Origin of the sequence: Streptomyces sp. NPDC049837, assembly GCF_040674455.1 — a bacterium.
Classification (GTDB): Bacteria; Actinomycetota; Actinomycetes; order Streptomycetales; family Streptomycetaceae; genus Streptomyces.
In genome coordinates, this window is sequence record NZ_JBFAMP010000002.1 from 647410 (window position 1) to 666019 (window position 18610).

Annotated in this window: 12 protein-coding genes and 1 pseudogene; 5 read left to right on the plus strand and 8 right to left on the minus strand. The window is 72.1% G+C overall.

Annotated elements, in window-relative coordinates; genetic code table 11:
• Positions 1-2058, minus strand: coding sequence for a SpoIIE family protein phosphatase (locus AB0J57_RS07465; RefSeq protein WP_366127053.1), 2058 nt, complete (start codon positions 2056-2058; stop codon positions 1-3).
• A 277-nt stretch (positions 2059-2335) separates the two neighbouring features.
• Between AB0J57_RS07465 and AB0J57_RS07470 the strand changes: the two genes are divergently transcribed.
• From AB0J57_RS07470 to AB0J57_RS07480, 3 genes and pseudogenes are all read left to right on the plus strand, one after another.
• Complete coding sequence (locus AB0J57_RS07470; RefSeq protein ID WP_366127176.1) at positions 2336-4834, plus strand: alpha-L-arabinofuranosidase C-terminal domain-containing protein; 2499 nt, start codon at positions 2336-2338, stop codon at positions 4832-4834.
• 116 nt (positions 4835-4950) lie between these two features.
• A pseudogene (locus AB0J57_RS07475) lies at positions 4951-5705 on the plus strand (LacI family DNA-binding transcriptional regulator).
• A 279-nt stretch (positions 5706-5984) separates the two neighbouring features.
• Positions 5985-8096: a SpoIIE family protein phosphatase gene (locus AB0J57_RS07480; RefSeq protein ID WP_366127177.1), complete on the plus strand. Its 2112-nt coding sequence runs from the start codon at positions 5985-5987 to the stop codon at positions 8094-8096.
• 6 nt (positions 8097-8102) lie between these two features.
• On the opposite strand, the gene AB0J57_RS07485 is transcribed toward AB0J57_RS07480, so the two are convergent.
• The 7 genes from AB0J57_RS07485 to AB0J57_RS07515 form a co-directional block, all read right to left on the minus strand.
• A complete protein-coding gene (locus AB0J57_RS07485) occupies positions 8103-9257 on the minus strand; it encodes an aldose epimerase family protein (protein WP_366127054.1) in 1155 nt (384 codons plus the stop codon).
• Between the two features lie 22 nt (positions 9258-9279).
• Entirely contained in the window at positions 9280-10509 is a 1230-nt protein-coding gene (gene mmsB / locus AB0J57_RS07490) for a multiple monosaccharide ABC transporter permease (RefSeq protein ID WP_366127055.1), read from the minus strand.
• A gap of 9 nt (positions 10510-10518) precedes the next feature.
• On the minus strand, positions 10519-12054 hold the full coding sequence (mmsA, locus tag AB0J57_RS07495; protein WP_366127178.1) for a multiple monosaccharide ABC transporter ATP-binding protein: 1536 nt from the start codon (positions 12052-12054) through the stop codon (positions 10519-10521).
• Between the two features lie 32 nt (positions 12055-12086).
• The gene (chvE, locus tag AB0J57_RS07500) at positions 12087-13211 is read right to left on the minus strand and encodes a multiple monosaccharide ABC transporter substrate-binding protein (RefSeq protein ID WP_366127056.1); all 1125 of its coding nucleotides are present in this window, start codon (positions 13209-13211) and stop codon (positions 12087-12089) included.
• 2 nt (positions 13212-13213) lie between these two features.
• Positions 13214-14194 (minus strand): hypothetical protein, encoded by a 981-nt coding sequence (locus AB0J57_RS07505; protein ID WP_366127057.1) that lies wholly within the window; start codon positions 14192-14194, stop codon positions 13214-13216.
• A 260-nt stretch (positions 14195-14454) separates the two neighbouring features.
• Positions 14455-15453, minus strand: a complete 999-nt coding sequence (locus tag AB0J57_RS07510; RefSeq protein WP_366127179.1) for an alcohol dehydrogenase catalytic domain-containing protein — start codon at positions 15451-15453, stop codon at positions 14455-14457.
• Between the two features lie 107 nt (positions 15454-15560).
• Positions 15561-16715 carry a mandelate racemase/muconate lactonizing enzyme family protein gene (locus AB0J57_RS07515; protein ID WP_366127058.1) on the minus strand — a complete coding sequence of 385 codons (1155 nt, stop codon included), beginning with the start codon at positions 16713-16715 and terminating at the stop codon, positions 15561-15563.
• A gap of 228 nt (positions 16716-16943) precedes the next feature.
• On the opposite strand from AB0J57_RS07515, the gene AB0J57_RS07520 reads away from it, so the two are divergent.
• On the plus strand, positions 16944-17717 hold the full coding sequence (locus tag AB0J57_RS07520) for an IclR family transcriptional regulator (protein ID WP_366127059.1): 774 nt from the start codon (positions 16944-16946) through the stop codon (positions 17715-17717).
• Positions 17714-18607, plus strand: a complete 894-nt coding sequence (locus AB0J57_RS07525; RefSeq protein ID WP_366127060.1) for an SMP-30/gluconolactonase/LRE family protein — start codon at positions 17714-17716, stop codon at positions 18605-18607. Before AB0J57_RS07520 ends, AB0J57_RS07525 begins: the two co-directional genes overlap by 4 nt.
• Positions 18608-18610 lie beyond the last annotated feature (3 nt).

The window sequence follows — 18610 nt, forward strand, 5'->3', positions numbered from 1 at the left end:
CTAGCCGGGCCGTGACGACGGGCCGATCTCGCACCACACCGCCTTGCCCTCGCCGCGCGGCTCGACACCCCAGCGCAGCGCCAGCGCGTCCAGCAACAGCAGCCCCCGGCCCGACGTGGCCGCCTCACCGGGCGTACGGCGCCGGGGCCACGCGCTGGAACGGTCCTGCACCGTCAGCCGCACCCGCCGGACCGGTTCCGGCAGCACCTCCAGGGTCAGTACGGCGCCGCCCTCCGTGTGCAGGAGCACATTGCCCAGCAACTCGCCGGTCACCAGCTCGGCGTCGTCGGCGAAGCCGCGCATGTCCCAGTCCCGCAGTGCCCGCCGCACCACCGCCCGCGCCTCCGACAGGCCCTGCGGGTCCGCCTGGTGGATGTACTGGTGGATGCGTGGCGCCCGCGGCGTACCCGGGTCCGGGCTGCGCCGCAGCACCAGCAGCGCCACGTCGTCGCCCGCCCCCCACCGCTCCCAGAACCGCTGCGACAGGTGGTCGGCCAGCGCCTCCGCGCCCGGCGGCCCGCTGCTCACCGCCGCCTCCAGCGCGGCCATCCCCTCCCCGATGTCCGCGCCCGGCTGCTCGACCAGCCCGTCCGTGCACATCACCAGCGTCTCGCCGGGCACCAGGTCCAGCCGCGTCTCGGGGAACTCCTCGTCCCCGAAGACCGACGCCACGCCCAGGGGCAGGCCTCCCGGCAGCTTGGGCTGCCCCACGCGCCCGTCCGTGTGCCGGATCAGCAGCCCCAGGTGGCCGGCCCGCACCACGCGTACCGTGCCCGAGTCCAGGTCGACCTGCGCGTACGTACAGGTGGCGAACCGCTCCGTGTCCAGCTCGGCGAGGAACCGGGACGCCCGGGCCAGCACCGTCGAGGGGGCGTGGCCCTCGCCGGCGTACGCCCGCAGCGCGATGCGGAGCTGGCCCATGATGGCGGCGGCGTGCGTGTCGTGGCCCTGCACGTCGCCGACCACGACACCCACGCGCCCGCGGGGCAGCGGAATCACGTCGTACCAGTCGCCGCCGACCTGCCGGCCGCTCCACGCCGAGTGGTAGCGCACGGCGATCTCGCCGCCCTCGACGGCCGGGATGCGGCGGGGGAGCATCGTGGCCTGGAGGCCGGTGGCGAGCTCGCGCTCCTCGTCGAAGAGGATGGCGCGCTGGAGCGACTGGGCCACGATGGCGGCGAGGCCGAGGGAGAGGTTGCGCTCGTCGGCGCTGAAGGCGGTGCGCCCCTTGTAGAACAGCGCCATCCCGCCCAGCGTGCGGGCCTGGGCGACCAGCGGCAGATAGGCGGCCGCCCGGAACCGCAGCCGCCCGGCGAACGGGGCGAGCTCCGGATAGTCCTTGATCAGCTCCTGGAACGAGCTGCTGAACAGCGGGCGCCCGCTCAGCACCGTCTCCGCCAGCGGCATCCCCGGCTCCAGGCGTCGCATCCGCAAATGTTCCAGGACGTCCAGGGACTCGCCGCTGAGCGCGATGATGTTCAGCGAGCCGTTCTCCACCAGACCGAGCGCGAAGCCGTCCGCGCCGAGCCGGGCGAGGCCCCCGGGGCCGGTCAGCGCGGCGGTGACGTCGTCGACCGTCACCGCGCGGGAGAGCGCCTGCGTGGTGCGTTCCACCATGTTCGTCTGCCGCTGCCTGCGCTTCTCCAGCTCCATCACGAACGTGGAGTGGGTGATCTCGGAGGTGGCGTCCCGGACGATCCCGACGATCCGGTGGGCCCGTCCGTCCCGGTCGCGCAGGATGCGGGCCTGGACGTGCGTCCACTGGACCGACCCGTCGTCGAGCGGGATCTGGAAGCGCGCGGCGTACGAGGACCGGCCGCTGACCAGCGCCTCCTTGATCACGGCGTCCAGGCGGGCGCGCTCGTCCGGTTCGAGCCGGTGCACCAGGGAGGCGGGCCGGGAGTCGAACGTGCCGGGCGCGAGGCCGAACACGAGGAGCCCCGCCTCGTCGATGTCGATGGTGCCCGCGTCGAGATCCCAGTCGAAACTGCCCGTGCGGTTCATGGCGAGCCGCTCGGTGGGCCCGATCTCGCCGCTGTGTGCCCGGTTGTCCGTCATCCCCCTCATTGTCGAGCCCGCCAGGTGGGAACGCCAAGGCATCGGCACGTCCCGGTGCGCCGAGCGGGCGGCGCGCGGAGCCGTCGCGGCGGACGCAGAGCCGTCCCGGTGGGTTGACGCCTCAACCGGTCCTCCCTATCTTCCTGTTCGAAGTCCTGGTCAATGTCCGATATATCGAACGCTCTTGTCGAGCGATCATCGCGAACAACTGAAGAAATCCAGGAGCACACACATGGCATCCATACGGCCGAGGCTCGTCCTCGCGCTGGCGGCCCTGATGGTGGGCACGGTGATGGCCGCCCCCACCCGGGCCGATGCACCGCCCCCGGCCGACTACTCGCTCACGGTCAGTCCCGACCGGCCCGGCCCGGCGATCGACCCGACCATGTACGGCGTCTTCTTCGAGGACATCAACAACGCCGCCGACGGCGGCCTGTACGCCGAGCTCGTCCAGAACCGCTCCTTCGAATTCGGCCCCGCCGACAACCGGTCCTACACGCCGCTCACCGCCTGGCAGCAGACCGCCACCGGCGGCGCCACCGGCACCGTCCAGGTGGTCGACGACGCCGAGCGGCTGAACGAGCGCAACCGCGGTCACCTCCGCCTCGGCCTCGCCGGAACCGGCGGTACCGGCGCCCGCTTCGGGGTCGTCAACAGCGGCTACGGAGCCGGGATGGCCCTCCGGGAGGGCGCGCGGTACGACTTCTCCGTCTGGGCGCGCACCGACAACGGCGCCGGCACCCGCCTCACCGCCGAGCTGCGGGCCGCCGACGGCACCGTCCTGTCCGCGCCGCTCGGGATCACCGTGCGCGGCGACCGCTGGACCAAGTACACCGGCACGCTGATCCCCAAGGTGTCCACCACCGGCGGCCGCCTCGCCGTCACCGCGGCCGGCGGCGGCGCCGGCCCCAGCACCGTACGCCTCGACATGGTCTCGCTCGTCCCCCGCGACACCTACAAGGGGCGGCCGAACGGGCTGCGCAAGGACCTGGCCGAGAAGATCGCCGCCCTCAAGCCCGGCTTCCTCCGCTTCCCCGGCGGCTGCCTGGTCAACACCGGCAGCCACCAGGCGTACGAGGCCCCCACCTGGGAGCGCCGCCGCTCCTACCAGTGGAAGGACACGATCGGCCCCGTCGAGCAGCGGGCGGTCAACGCCAACTTCTGGGGCTACCACCAGAGTTACGGGCTCGGCTACTACGAGTACTTCCAGTTCGCCGAGGACATCGGGGCGATGCCGCTGCCCGTCGTCCCCGCCCTCGTCACCGGCTGCGGCGAGAACAAGGCCACCGACGACCCGGCGCTGCTGAAGCGGCACATCCAGGACACCCTCGACCTGATCGAGTTCGCCAACGGGCCCGTCACCTCCGAGTGGGGCCGCAAGCGGGCCGCCATGGGCCACCCCAAGCCCTTCGGCCTGACCCACCTGGGCGTGGGCAACGAGGAGAACCTGCCCGACCAGTTCTTCGCCCGCTTCACCGAGTTCCGCGAGGCCATCGAGGCGAAGTACCCGGACATCACCGTGATCAGCAACTCCGGACCCGACGACGCCGGAGGCGTCTTCGACCGCGCCTGGCAGCTCAACCGCGAGGCCGGCGTCGACATGGTCGACGAGCACTACTACAACAGCCCGCAGTGGTTCCTGGAGAACAACGACCGCTACGACTCCTACGACCGCCACGGCCCCAAGGTCTTCCTCGGCGAGTACGCCTCACGCGACAACCGGTTCTTCAACGCGCTGTCCGAAGCCGCCTACATGACCGGCCTGGAGCGCAACGCCGACGTCGTCAAGCTCGCCTCCTACGCGCCGCTCCTCGCCGACGTGCACCAGAACCAGTGGCGGCCCGACATGATCTGGTTCGACAACCACCGCTCCTGGGGCTCGACCAGCTACGAGGTCCAGAAACTGTTCATGAACAACACCGGCGACCGGGTCGTCCCCAGCCGGGCCTCGACCACGCCCGCCGTCTCCGGCCCCATCACCGGCGCGGTCGGCCTGTCCACCTGGGCGACGAGCGCCGCGTACGACGACGTGGAGGTCACCGCCGCGGACGGCACCACGCTCCTGAAGGACGACTTCTCGGCCGGTGACACGCGCTGGACCCGGGCCGCCGGACGCGGTAACTGGTCAGTCCAGGACGGTGCGTTCGTCCAGACCGACGCCGCCGCCGAGGACACCCTGGTGACGGCCGGCGACACCGGCTGGCACGACTACGACCTCCGCCTGAAGGCCACCAAGAAGTCCGGCCGCGAGGGCTTCCTCATCGCCTTCGGCGTGCGGGACACCGGCAACCACTACTGGTGGAACCTGGGCGGCTGGAACAACACCCGCTCCGCCGTCGAGAAGGCCGTGGACGGCGGCAAGGAGACGCTGACCGAGAACGGCACGACCATCGAGACGGGCCGTACGTACGACGTCCACGTACAGGTGCGCGGCCGTCAGGTCACGCTCCACCTCGACGGGAAGAAGTGGGGGAGCTTCACCGACGACAAGGCGGCCGAACCCTTCCGGCAGGTGGTGACCCGGGACGGCGGCGACCTCGTCGTCAAGGTCGTCAACGCCCAGGCCACACCCGCCCGTACCCGTATCGACCTCGGTACGGCGAAGGTCGCCCCGACCGCCCGGCTCACCACCCTCCAGGGCGCGCCGGACGCCGTGAACACCGCCGAGGCGCGACCCGTCCAGCCACGGGAGACGACTCTGCGCGGGGTCGGCGAGGAGTTCACGTACACCTTCCCGGCGCACTCCGTCACCTTCATGCGGATCAAGGCGGGATAGGGGCGCGGGGCACAGCCCTTTCACTGCCCTGGCCGGGAGGGCGTCCGCCCTCCCGGCCCTTCCATGACGGTCGTCGAAGCGCTTCGGCACACCACCTCACCGTTCTGGAGAGCCGAATGGTCACCCTCGCCGATGTCGCTCAGCATGCCGGAGTCTCCGCCGGCACGGTGAGCTACGTCCTCAGCGGCAAGCGGTCCATCTCCGCCTCCACCCGCGAACGTGTCCAGCGCAGCATCGAGCAGCTCGGCTACCACCCCAACGCCGGTGCCCGCGCGCTCGCGAGCAGCCGGTCCGACATCATCGCCCTGATGATCCCGCTCCGCACCGACATGTACGTACCGGTGATGATGGAGATCGCCATCGCCGTCGCCACCACCGCCCGCGCCCACGGTTACGACGTCCTGCTGCTGACCGGCGAGGAGGGCCACCGCCGCCGTACGCCGCATCGAGGGCAGCGCCCTCGCCGACGCGATGATCCTCATGGACGTGGAGCTCGACGACGACCGGCTGCCGCTGCGAGGGCAGCTACGCGGGCGTCGCCGCCACCCTCGCCCGCGTCCACGACGAACGTCCCGGCACCACCGCCTTCGTCGTCCAGAACGAGGCCGCAACCGACCCGCTGCTCGCCCTGCTCCGCCGGCAGCGCCGCGCGGTCCCCGAGGACGTCTCGGTGATGGCCATCTGCCCCGACCAGGTCGCCGCGCACGCCTCCGTACCGCTCACCTCCGTCGCCGTACCCGCCCAGAAGATGGGCCGGTACGCCGTCCAGCAGGTGGTCGCCAAGCTGGAGGGACGCGGCACCGACGAGGTCGTCCTGCTCGCGCCGGAGCTGACCGTACGCGACAGCACGGGCCCCGTCAGCGCGCGCTGAGCGGCAGGACGCGCTCCTCGCCCGCGACCAGGCCGAGCGGCCCCGCGACGGCGGGCGTGCCCAGCTCGACCCGCACCGTGCGCGACTGACGTCGCGGGGGTGAACGACATACGCGTCGGGCTGACCGGCACCGTACGGCCGGCGTCCCTCGCCTTCACCCCCTGAGGGCACGCGACCCGACCTGCGCCCGGCGGCCGGGCGGGGCACGCTTGAAGCGTGAAGAATCCCGAGGAGGCGGGCTCGGGCCTGCGGTCGCTGGGCGCCGCGCTGTCGGACGTGATGCGGCGGACGGGCGCCTCCGTCGGCATGGTGTACCTGCTGCCGCCGGGGGACAGCGCCCTGCGCCTGGCGCTGCTGAGCGGCGTCTCCCTGGAGTTCGCCGCCCCCTGGATGCGGGTCGGGCCCCGCGACCCCGTGCCGGTGGCCGACGCGGTGGCCGAGCGGCGCCTGGTGTGGATCGGGGACCGGGAGGAGATGGCCCGCCGCTACCCCCGGCCCGGGCTCGTCCTGCCGTACCCGTTCTCGCTGGCCGCCGCCCCGATCCCCGGCGACGGCGACGGGGCCGGCGACGGGGCCGGGGCCGGGGCCGGGGAAGGCGACGGCGGCGTCCGGGGCGGGCTGGTGCTGCTGTGGCCGGGGGACCATCCGCCGCGGCTCGCCGGGCACGAGGAGGACGCCGTCCGGGACGTCTGCGACCGGATGGCGCTGGTGCTGGAGCGGGCCGCCGGCCGCGGCACCCCCGTACTGCCGGACCCGGAGCCCCGGGTGGTACGGCCCGGCCGGCGTACCCCCGGCCCCATCGAGGCGACGGCGGCGGTGGAGTTCATCGGCCGCCTGCCCGGCGGGAGCTGCGCGCTGGACCTCAACGGGCGCATCACCTACCTGACCGACGCCGCCGCCGACCTCCTGGGCGCCGGGCCCGCCGAACTGACCGGGGCGCTCCCGTGGGAGGCGCTGTCCTGGATGGACGACCCCGCCGTGGAGGACCGGTACCGGGCCGCGGTCATCAGCCGCCGGACCACGTCGTTCACCGTCCTGCGCCCGCCCGACCACTGGCTGTGCTTCGAGCTGTACCCGGACGCCTCCGGCATCAGCGTCCGCATCACACCGGCCCCACCCGGACCGGAACCCGGCGCGGCCGCCACCGACCCCGAGCACACCGCGCACTCCCCGCTGCCCAGCCGGGCCACCGCCCTGTACCACCTGATGCACCTGGCCGCCACGCTCACCGAGGCCGTCGGCGTCCAGGACGTGGTCGACCAGGCCGCCGACCAGATCACCCCCGCCCTCGGCGCCCGATCCCTCGCCCTGCTCACCACCGAGGACGGCCGGCTGCGGGTCGTCGGCCACCGCGGCTACGCCGCCGCGACCCTGGCCCGCTTCGACCACGCGCCCCTGGCCTCCGACACCCCCGCCGCACGCGTCCTGACCACCGCGACCCCGCTCTTCTTCGGCAGCCGCCCCGAACTGGAGAGCGCCTACCCGTCCGCCATCGTCCTGGACGCCGCCGACGCCGCCTGGGCCTTCCTGCCGCTGATCGCCTCCGGCCGGCCGGTCGGCTCGCTGATCCTCGCCTACGACCGGCCGCGCACCTTCCACCCCGGCGAGCGCGCCATCCTCACCTCCCTCGCCGGGCTGATCGCCCAGGCCCTGGACCGCGCCCGGCTCTACGACAGCAAGCAGGAGCTCGCCCACCGCCTCCAGGCCGGCCTCCTCCCGCACACCCTGCCCCACATCCCGGGCCTGGAGGTCGCCGCCCGCTACCTCCCCGCCGGACACGGCATGGGCATCGGCGGCGACTTCTACGACCTGATCCGGCTCAGCGGCACGAGCGCCGCCGCGACGATCGGCGACGTCCAGGGCCACAACACCGAGGCGGCCGCCCTCATGGGCCAGGTACGGACAGCCGTCCACGCCAGCGCCGGCGCACCGCCCGGCGAAGTCCTCGCCCGCACCAACCGGCTGCTCACCGACCTCGACCCCGGCCTCTTCACGAGCTGCCTGTACGCGCACATCGACCTCAAGCACCACCGGGCGCTGCTCGCCACCGCCGGGCACCCTCCTCCCCTGGTGCGCCACCCGGACGGGCACACCGAGGCGCTCGACCTGCCTCCCGGCCTCCTCCTCGGCATCGACCCGGCCGCCGACTACCCCACGGCCGGGGTCACCCTGCCCATCGGCACCGTGCTGGTCCTCTACACCGACGGCCTCGTCGAGGCACCCGGAGTCGACATCGACGACGCGACCGCCGAACTCGCCGGGAAACTCGCCGAAGCCGGGGCCCAGGGGCTGGACGACCTCGCCGACACGCTCATCGGCCACGCCCACGGCTCGGCACCCCGCGACGACGACATCGCCCTGCTCCTCGTCCGTACGGTTCCGCCGGTGTAGGAACCGTCAGCGCGCCGAGAAACCGTGCACCGTCACCGACCGGTACGTCTCGCCCGGGCGCAGCACCGTCGAGGGGAAGGACGGCTGGTTCGGCGAGTCGGGGAAGGCTTGCGTCTCCAGGCACAGCCCGTCGCCCTGCCGGTAGGTGCGCCCCGACGGCCCGGCCAGCGTGCCGTCCAGGAAGTTCCCCGAGTAGAACTGCACGCCCGGCTCCGTCGTGGCGATCGTCATCGTGCGCCCCGAACCCGGGTCGCGCAGCGTCGCGACGGGCTGCGGACGGTCCGTGACGCCCTTGTCCAGCACCCAGTTGTGGTCGTACCCCTTGGCGAGGACCACCTGCGGGTGTGCCGTGCGGATGTCCTCGCCGATCGTCTTCCCGTGCCGGAAGTCGAACGGTGTGCCCGCCACCCGCGCCCGCTCGCCGGTCGGGATCAGGGTGGCGTCGGCGGGCGTGTACCGGGAGGCGGCGAGCCGCAGCTCATGGCCGAGGATGTCGCCGCCGCCCTCGCCGGCGAGGTTGTAGTACGTGTGGTTCGTCAGGTTGACCACCGTGGCCCGGTCGGTGGTCGCCGCGTAGTCGATCCGCCAGTCCCCGCGCGCGGTGAGGGTGTACGTCACCGTCACCCGCAGCGTGCCCGGGTACCCCATCTCGCCGTCCGCGCTCACGTACCGCAGCACCAGCCCGACCCCGGCGGCGCCGGTGAACGGCTCCACGTCCCACACGCGCTTGTCGAAGCCCTGGGCGCCGCCGTGCAGGCTGTTCGGCCCGTCGTTCACGGACAGCCGGTACTCCCTGCCGTCCAGGGTGAAGCGGCCGCCCGCGATGCGGTTGCCGTACCGGCCGATCAGCGCGCCGAAGTACGGCGACGACGACACGTAGGCGTCCAGGTCGTCGAAGCCCAGCGACACATTGGCGTACCGGCCGTGCCGGTCCGGTATCTCCAGGGACTGCACGATGCCGCCGTACGACAGCACCTTCATCCGCGTGCCGCCGTTCCGGAGCGTCCAGCGGTGCACCTCGGTGCCGTCGGCGAGCGTTCCGAAGAGCTCCTTCACCGGCTTGCTCCGACCGCCGTCCGAGGCGTACGACGGGGAGCCCGCCGCCACCGTGAGTCCCGTGGCGGCAGCCGCCGCCAGCACCGTCCGTCTGCTCGTTTCCATCCGAACTCCCAAAGGGTGAGGGTTACTTACCGGCCTTGCGCTTGTTCCAGACGTCGAACCCGACCGCCGCCAGCAGCACCAGGCCCTTGATGACCTGCTGGTAGTCCGTACCGATGCCGACCAGCGACATCCCGTTGTTCAGCACGCCCAGCACCAGGCCGCCGATCACGGCGCCCATCACGGTGCCGACCCCGCCGCTCATGGAGGCGCCGCCGATGAACGACGCGGCGATGGCCTCCAGTTCGAAGTTCAGCCCCGCCTGCGGGGTGCCCGCGTTCAGCCGCGCCGCGTACACGCAGCCCGCCAGCGCGGCCAGCACGCCCATGTTGACGAAGACGAGGAAGGTGACCCGCTTGTCCTTGACGCCCGACAGTTGCGCCGCCGCCTTGTTGCCGCCCAGCGCGTACACATGGCGCCCGATCACCGCGTTGCGCATCACATAGCCCAGACCGATGAGCAGCGCGCACATGATGAGCATCACCACCGGTACGCCGTGGAAGCTGGCCAGCGTCAGGGTGAACGCCACCACCGCGGCCGTGATGGCCGTGCACTTCAGCGCCCACAGGCCGAACGGCAGCACCTCCAGCTCGTGGGCGAGCTGCCGCCGCCGGTCGCGCCACTCGCGCAGCAGCAGGAAGACGACCGCGACGAGACCGAGCAGCAGGGTGGGGTTGTGGTACTGCGTGTAGGGGCCCATCTCGGGGATGAAGCCCTTGGCGATGTTCTGGAAGCCCTCGGGGAACGGGGCGATCGACTGGCCCTCCAGCACGATCTGCGTGAGCCCCCGGAAGAGCAGCATGCCGGCCAGCGTCACGATGAACGACGGGATGCCGACGTACGCGATGAAGAAGCCCTGCCAGGCGCCCGCGACCGCGCCGATCAGCAGCGACAGCACCAGGGCCAGTACCCACGGCATGTCGTGCTTGACCATCATCACCGCCGACATGGCGCCGACGAAGGCGACGACCGACCCGACGGACAGGTCGATGTGGCCGGCGATGATGACGATCATCATGCCCATGGCCAGGATGAGGATGTAGCCGTTCTGCTGGATCAGGTTGGAGACGTTGTTCGGCAGCAGCAGGGTGCCGTCGGTCCAGATCTGGAACAGCACGACGATGAACGCCAGGGCGATCAGCATGCCGTACTGCCGCATGTTGCCGCGCACCCCGTTCAGCAGCAGTGCCGCGGCCGACGGTTGCGGTGGCGCGTCCTTCGGCTGCGGACGCGGGGAAGTGGTCGTGGTGGTCATGACGGGGCCTCAGCTTCTGTTCATGGTCATCTGGCGCATCAGGACTTCCTGGCCGGCGTCGGCGCGGGCGACCTCACCGGTCAGCCGGCCCTCGGCCATCGTGTAGATCCGGTCGCACATCCCGAGCAGCTCCGGCAGTTCGGAGGAGATGAACAGCACGGCCTTGCCCTGCGCCGCGAGCCGGTCGATGACGGTGTAGATCTCGTACTTGGCGCCCACGTCGATCCCGCGCGTCGGCTCATCGAGGATCAGCACCTCCGGGTCGGCGTGGATCCACCTGCTGAGGACGACCTTCTGCTGGTTGCCGCCCGACAACCGGCCCACCTGCTCGAAGACCGTCGGCGCCTTGATGTTCATGGTGGTGCGGTACCGCTCGGCGACCCTGCGCTCGTGGTGCTCGTCGACGACGCCGCGCCGCCGCATCCCGGACAGCGAGGCCAGGGAGATGTTGCGGTTGATGTTGTCGATGAGGTTCAGGCCGTACGCCTTGCGGTCCTCGGTGACGTACGCGAGACCCGCCTCGATCGCCGCCGGCACGGTCTTCGTCACCACCTCGCGCCCGCCCACCTCGACCGTCCCGGCCACGTACTGGCCGTAGGAGCGCCCGAAGACGGACATCGCGAGCTCCGTGCGGCCCGCGCCCATGAGCCCGGCGATGCCGACGATCTCGCCGCGCCGCACGGTCAGCGAGACGTCGTCGACGACCGTGCGCTGGTGGTCGACCGGATGGCGGACGGTCCAGCCGCGCACGGCCAGCGCGACCTGTCCCGCGTCCTGGCCCTCGTACGGCGTACGGTCGGGGAAGCGCTGGTCGAGGTCGCGGCCGACCATGCCCCGGATGATCCGGTCCTCCGACAGCGTCGGCTCGTCGTCCGGCGTCTCCCGGACCGTCAGGGTCTCGATGGTCCGCCCGTCGCGGAGGATCGTCACCGCGTCGGTGATCCGCCGGATCTCGTTCAGCTTGTGCGAGATGATGATGCTCGCGATGCCCTGGTCACGCAGCTCCAGGATCAGATCGAGGAGCTTCGCGCTGTCCTCGTCGTTGAGCGCGGCCGTCGGCTCGTCCAGGATGAGCAGTTTCACCTCCTTGGCCAGCGCCTTGGCGATCTCCACCAACTGCTGCTTGCCCACACCGATGCCGGCGACCGGCGTCTGCGGCTTCTCGCGCAGCCCGACGCGCTTCATCAGCGCGCTCGCCCGGCGCAGCGTCTCGTTCCAGTCGATGACCCCGCGGGTGGCCCGCTCGTTGCCGAGGAAGATGTTCTCGGCGATCGACAGGTGGGGGACGAGCGCCAGCTCCTGGTGGATGATGACGATGCCGTGCCGCTCACTGGCCCGGATGTCCCTGAAGGCCACCGGTTCGCCCCCGAACCGGATCTCGCCGTCGTACGAACCGTGCGGATGGACCCCGCTGACCACCTTCATCAGCGTCGACTTGCCCGCGCCGTTCTCGCCGCAGATCGCGTGGATCTCCCCGGCCCGCACCGTCAGGTTCACCTCGGAGAGCGCCGTGACGCCGGGGAACGTCTTGGTGATCCCGCGCATCTCCAGTACGGGTGTCCCCGCCACGGGCCCCGTCACTTGAGCTGCCCCGCGGTGAAGTAGCCCTCGTCGACGAGGAGCTTGGTGTTCGACTTGTCGATGCTGACCGGGTCCAGCAGGAACGACGGAACGGTCTTCTTGCCGTTGTTGTAGTCGGTGGTGTTGTTCACCTGGACCTCGCGGCCGTTGAGGACGGCGTCGCCCATCTTCACCGCCTGCGCGGCGAGCTTGCGCGTGTCCTTGAACACGGTCTGCGTCTGCTCGCCCCGGATGATCGACTTCACCGAGGCCAGCTCCGCGTCCTGCCCGGTCACCACCGGCAGCGGCTGGCTCTTCGTCCCGTAACCGGCGCTTTTGAGGGCCGAGATGATGCCGATGGAGATGCCGTCGTACGGGGAGAGGACCGCGTCGACGCGCTGCTCGCCGTAGTTCTTGCTGATCAGGTCGTCCATCCGCTTCTGCGCGGTGCCGCCGTCCCAGCGCAGCGTGGTCGCCTGGTTCATCCGGGTCTGCTTGCTGCGCACGACGAGCCGGCCGCCGGCGATGTACGGCTGGAGCACCTTCATGGCGCCGTTCCAGAAGTACTTGGTGTTGTTGTCGTCCGGCGAGCCCGCGAACAGCTCGATGTTGTACGGCTTCCCGTCGGCGGTCGGCGGGCCGAGCTTCAGCGCGTCGACGATGTACTTCGCCTCCAGCTCGCCGACCCGCTCGTTGTCGAACGACGCGTAGTAGTCGACGTGCTCGCTGCCCATGATGAGCCGGTCGTACGCGATCACGGGGATGCCCGCGTCCTCCGCCCGCTGGAGCACCTCGGTGAGGGCCGAGCCGTCGATCGCCGCCACCACCAGTAGCTTGCGCCCCTTGGTGATCATGTTCTCGATCTGGGCGATCTGGTTTTCGACCTTGTCGTCGCCGTACTGGAGGTCGGTCTCGTACCCCGCCTTCCGGAACTGCTCCGCCATGTTCTGGCCGTCGGCTATCCACCGCTCGGAGGCCTTGGTGGGCATGGCGAGCCCGATGGTGCCGCCCTTGCCGCCGGACGGCTTGTAGCGGCTGCCACCCCTGGCCTCCTGGCCGCAGGCGGTGAGCGAGACGGTGAGCAGCGCGGCGAGCGACGCCGCCACGGCGGTTCTGCGGGACATGCTGCGGGAGATGCGCATGGTCATTCGCCTTCCGGGACGGTGACCGGGACGGGGAAACGGTGGAGTTCGCCCGGCAGCCGCGCGCCGAGCGGGGACATCCCGCCGTCCGCGCCGTGCCGGGCCAGCAGGTCGAGGACGAGCCGCCCCCGGCGCACCCGCTCGCGGGCGGTGGCGAGCGCGGTGTCGCGCAACTGCGCGCCGTACGGGTAGATGCCGGGGGAGCGGCTCAGTCCGAACTTCAGGTACAGCGGGGCGCCGCGCCGGATCAGCTCGGCCGCCTCGTACATCCGGATGTAGCCGCCGAGGTCGTCGGGTGCCTCGACGTACATGTCCATCGGTGCGCGGGCGGCCAGCCGGATCTCGGTGAGGTGGTCCAGGGTCAGGTCGGAGGGCACGTTGATGGAGTCCGCGCCGAGCCGCTCGTACACGGCGTACGAGGCCGGGTTGACCGGTCCGGTGAGCGCGGACAGCTTGAACGTGGTGCCGGCGGGCAGGTGCCCCGCCACGCGCAGCCGGTGCAGCGTCCACAGCACGCCTTCGTCGGCGACGAGCAGGCAGCGCACGCCGAGCGCGGTGGCGCGGCAGGCGTCCTCCACGCAGCCGGCGAGCGCGTCGTGGCCGCGGGCCCGCAGCCCGGCGCCGCCCGAGTCGGTGCGGGTGCCGGCTCCGATGTCCCAGGTGCCGCGCGGGCCGGTGAACAGGCACAGCTCGATGTCGCGTTCCGCGCAGGACTCCACCATCTCGGTGATCTCGGCGTCGGTGAGCATCCAGACACCGCTGCCCTGGCTGATCCGGTGGACGGGGACGTCGAGCCGGGAGCTCTCCTTGAGGACGACGGCCAGGGCCTCCGGGCCCTCCACGGACGGGATCTCGGTGCGCCAGGTGCCCCCGTCGGGGAACGTGTGCGGCGAGGCGTCGGCCGGGTCGGCGACGGGTGCCGGATGGCCGATGGCGGCCAGGGCGTCGGCGCCGGGACGGCGGGGTGCTGACGGGGCGGTCACAGGGCTCCTATGTTCGGTATCTCGGACGTGGTTCGTGGTGGTGGGTGTACGGCGGTACGGAGTGCGAGCAGGGCACCCCGTACCGCCGTACGGCCTGGGGAGCCGCCGTACACGCGCCGGGCGGCTGGGGCAGGGCACGTGCGGCAGCTCGCGGCCCGCGGGAGGGCGTGCGGAGCTTGCGGCCTGAGGGAGGGCTTCCGGCAGGTGGCTTTGGGCAGTGGCTTACGGCAGGTGTTTACGGCAGGGGGCACGGCGGCGGCCTACGGCCGCAGCAGCACCTTGCCGGTCTTCGGGTCGCCGCCGCCGACCAGCGCGACGGCGTCCGCGAACCGCTCCAGCGGGAACTCGTGCGTGATCAGCGGCGCCGGGTCGAGCAGCCCGAGCCCGAAGGCCCGCACCGCGTCCGACCAGGCCGACGACGGGGCGCCGAAGACGCTGCGGATCTCCAGTTGGCTGAGCGACAGGTGGACCGGGTCGATCCCGGCCGCGCCGGGCGTGAACATCCCGGTCAGCACCACCCGGCCGCCGCGCCGCGCCAGCAGGCAGGACGAGGCGGCCGTGGTCGGTGCCCCCGCCGTCTCGACCACCAGGTCGAACCGGCCGTGCAGCCCCTCCGCCTCGGCCGGGCCCACCGACTCGCCGGCGCCGAACCGCAGCGCCTGCTCGCCCCGCGCCGCCCGCGGATCGATCACCGTCAGCTCGGCGGGGGAGGAGGCGGCCAGCAGTTGCACGGCCAGCAGCCCCAGGGTGCCGGCACCCACCACGGCGACCCGCTCCCCCGGGCGCGGGCGCCCCGCCCGTACCGCCGCCGCGACCACGGCGGCCGGCTCCAGCAGGGCCGCGGCCCGCAGGTCGGCGTCGTCGTGCAGGGGGTGCAGCAGTCGCGCCGGCAGGGTGACGTGGTCGGCGAAGGCGCCCGGCTCGGTGAACCCGGTCTCCGCGTAACCCCCGGCGCACAGGCTCGTCTCGCCGCACCGGCACCGCTCGCACACCCCGCACGCCCGGAACCCCTCCGCGACCGTCTTGCGGCCCACGAGCGCCGGGTCGACGCCCGCGCCCACCGCCTCGACCGTCCCGGCCCACTCGTGGCCCGGGACGACCGGATACCGGACGTGCGCGGCGTCCCGGTGGCCGTCGTACACCTCGCGGTCGCTCATGCAGATCCCGGCCGCGGCGACCCGCACCAGGACCTCGCCGGGCCCCGGCTCGGGTACGTCCCGCTCGACCAGCCGGTGCGTTCCCGGCCGGTCGACGACCAGCGCGCGGCTGCGCGGCGGGAGGTTCGGGCGGCGTGGCGCGGTGTCCGGGCCGGGTGGCGGGCCGTCCAGGCCGGGCGGCGGCCCGTCCAGGCCGCGTGGCGCGCCGCTCACTTCGGCGCCCTCTTCTCCCAGCCCTCGGCCCACAGGTCGAACCGGGCCCGCTGCTGCGGGAACTCGGCCGCCGCGTCCACGTCCAGCTCGACGCCGAGACCCGGGGCGTGCGACACCTCGAAGCAGCCGGTGGCCGGGTCGACCTGGGGCGCGCCCTTGACGACCTTCTTGATCTCCGCGTCCGCGAAGTCGTTGAAGTGCTCCAGGATCTTGAAGTTCGGGGTGCAGGCCGCCAGTTGGAGCGAGGCGGCGGTGAGCACGGAGCCGCCCACGTTGTGCGGGGCGACCAGCATGTAGTGCGTCTCGGCGGTCGCCGCCAGCTTGCGGGTCTCCAGGATGCCGCCGATGTGCCCCAGGTCCGGCTGGATGATGTCGGCCGCCTGCGACTCGAACAGCTCCCGGAACTCGATCCGGTCGTGGATCCGCTCGCCGGTGGCCACCGGCAGGTCCACCTTCTCGGCGACCTTCGCCAGCGCCTTGAGGTTCTCCGGCGGCACCGGCTCCTCCAGCCAGGCCGGGGCGAACGGCGCCAGCTCCTTCGCCAGCCGTACCGCCGTGGCCGGGCTGAACCGCCCGTGCATCTCCAGCATCAGCTCGGCGTCCGGCCCGATCGCGTCCCGCACCGCCTCGATCAGCGACACCGCGTACCGGGTCTGCGCGGCGTCCAGCTCGAAATGGCCGGTACCGAACGGGTCGATCTTCAGTGCCCGGTAACCGCGCGCCATGACCTCCTTCGCCGCCTGGTGGTACGCCTCGGGGGTCCGCTCCGTGGTGTACCAGCCGTTCGCGTACGCCTTGACCTTGTCGGTCACCTTGCCGCCCAGCAACTGCCAGACCGGCACGCCCAGCGCCTTGCCCTTGATGTCCCAGCAGGCCATTTCGACGACCGCGATGCCCGACATCACGATCTCACCCGCCCGGCCGTAGTCGCCGTACTTCATCCGGCGTACGAGATCCTCCACCGCGAAGGGGTCGGACCCGGCGATGTGATTGGCCTCGGCCTCCTTGAGGTAACCGATCAGCGCGTCCGTATGGCCCAGCATGCGCGTCTCGCCGACACCGGTGAGCCCTTCGTCGGTGTGGACGAGCACATAGGTGAGATTGCGCCAGGGGGTCCCGACGACATGAGTGCTGATTCCCGTGATGCGCACCGCAGTTGCCCTCTCGAGCTCGTTCGATATTTCGTCACACGTTCGAAATCTTGGCGTGACCGTAATCAGCCACTCGGAGGGTGTCAATGGTTGGTGCAGGGTCTGTTTGCCGACCGGAGCCTGTGCGCCGTCCGCATGGCCATTGCCCGGCGAAGTGGGCTGCGGTTAGCCTGTGTTCGTCATACCGGTCAAGGGCCGGAGTTTCGAACGAAGGGGTGGGTGGACGGTATGGGACGTCTCGTTCCCGCTGTGACCAGGGCGCTCGACATCCTGGAGCTGTTCCTGGAGGGCGACGGCACCCTCTCGGCACCGGAGGTCACCCGCAAGCTCCAGTTGCCCCGCACCACCGTGCACGAACTGCTCACCACCCTCGCCGCCCGCTCCTACCTGGTCCCGCTCCCCGAGCAGCCCGGCCGCTACCGCCTCGGCGTACGCACCTACCAGCTCGGCAGCCGGTACGCCGAGCAGCTCGACCTCGCCGCCGAGGGCCAGCGGGTCGCCCGGGAGGTCGCCGAGACCTGCGACGAGACCGTCCATGTCGCCATCCTGGAGGACACCGACGTCATCTACATCGCCAAGGTCGACTCCACCCACGCGGTCCGCATGGTCTCAGCCGCCGGCCGCCGGCTCCCCGCCCACTGCACCTCCGTCGGCAAGATGCTCCTCGCCTCCCTGCCGCAGGCCGAGCTGGACGCCCGGATCGAGGGGCGCGAACTGGCCGCGATGACCTCCAACAGCATCACCGACCCCGACGAGCTGCGGGCCGAACTCGCCGCGATCCGCGAGCGCGGCATCGCTTCCGAGCACCAGGAGTCCAACCCGGACGTGAGCTGTGTCGCCGCCCCCGTGCGCGACGGCGCCGGCCGGGTCGTCGCCGCCCTGTCCATCTCCGTCCCCATGATCCGGTGGAACGAGGAGCGGGAGGCCGAGCTCGCCGAGCTCGCCGCCAAGGGCGCCGACGACCTTTCCGTGAGCCTCGGCCACCGGGGCGGAGTCCGGTGACGACACGTCGGGCCGTGGAGATCGCCGTGCGGGAGTACGCCGAGCTGGGCGAAGGCCCCACCTGGGACGCGGCCGCCCAGCGCCTGCTCTGGGTCGACATCCTCGGCTCCCGCGTCCACACCTACGCCCCGGAGAGCGGCCGCCGGACCCTCACGGCCACCGAGCAGCACGTCGGCGCCGCCAAGCCACGGGCGGGCGGCGGACTCGTGGTCAACCTCAGGGACGGTGTCGGACTCTACGACGAGGGCGGGGCCGGGGGTGCGGGTGACGACGGGGGCGGCGCGGCCTTCCGCTGGCTGGTCCACGACCCCGTCCCCGGGCGGCGCGGCAACGACGCGGCCGTCGCCCCTGACGGGGCGCTGTGGGCGGGCACGATGCGCTACGACGAGGCGGCCGGCGGCGGCACCCTCACCCGGATCGCCCCCGACGGGACCGCCACCACCGTCTTCCCCGCCGTCGCCGTCAGCAACGGCACCGGCTGGAGCCCCGACGGCACCTTGATGTACTACATCGACAGCCCCACCCGCCGTATCGACGTGTGCCGCGTGACCGACGGCGGCGAACACGTCACCGACCGGCGGCCGTTGGCCACCGTCGAGCGCGGCGCGGGCTTCCCCGACGGCCTCACCGTCGATGCCGACGGCTGCGTCTGGGTCGCCCTCTGGGACGGCGCCGCGATCCGCCGGTACACGCCGGACGGCACCCTGGACAGGGTCGTCGACCTGCCCGTGCGCCGCCCCACCGCGTGCGCCTTCGGCGGCCCGGGGCTGCGGGACCTCTACATCACCACCGCCCGCACGGGCCTGGCCCGCCCCGAGCCGCTCGCCGGTTCGCTGCTGGTGCTGCCGGACGCGGGACACGGCCTGGAGGGCACGCCGTTCAGGGGCTGACAC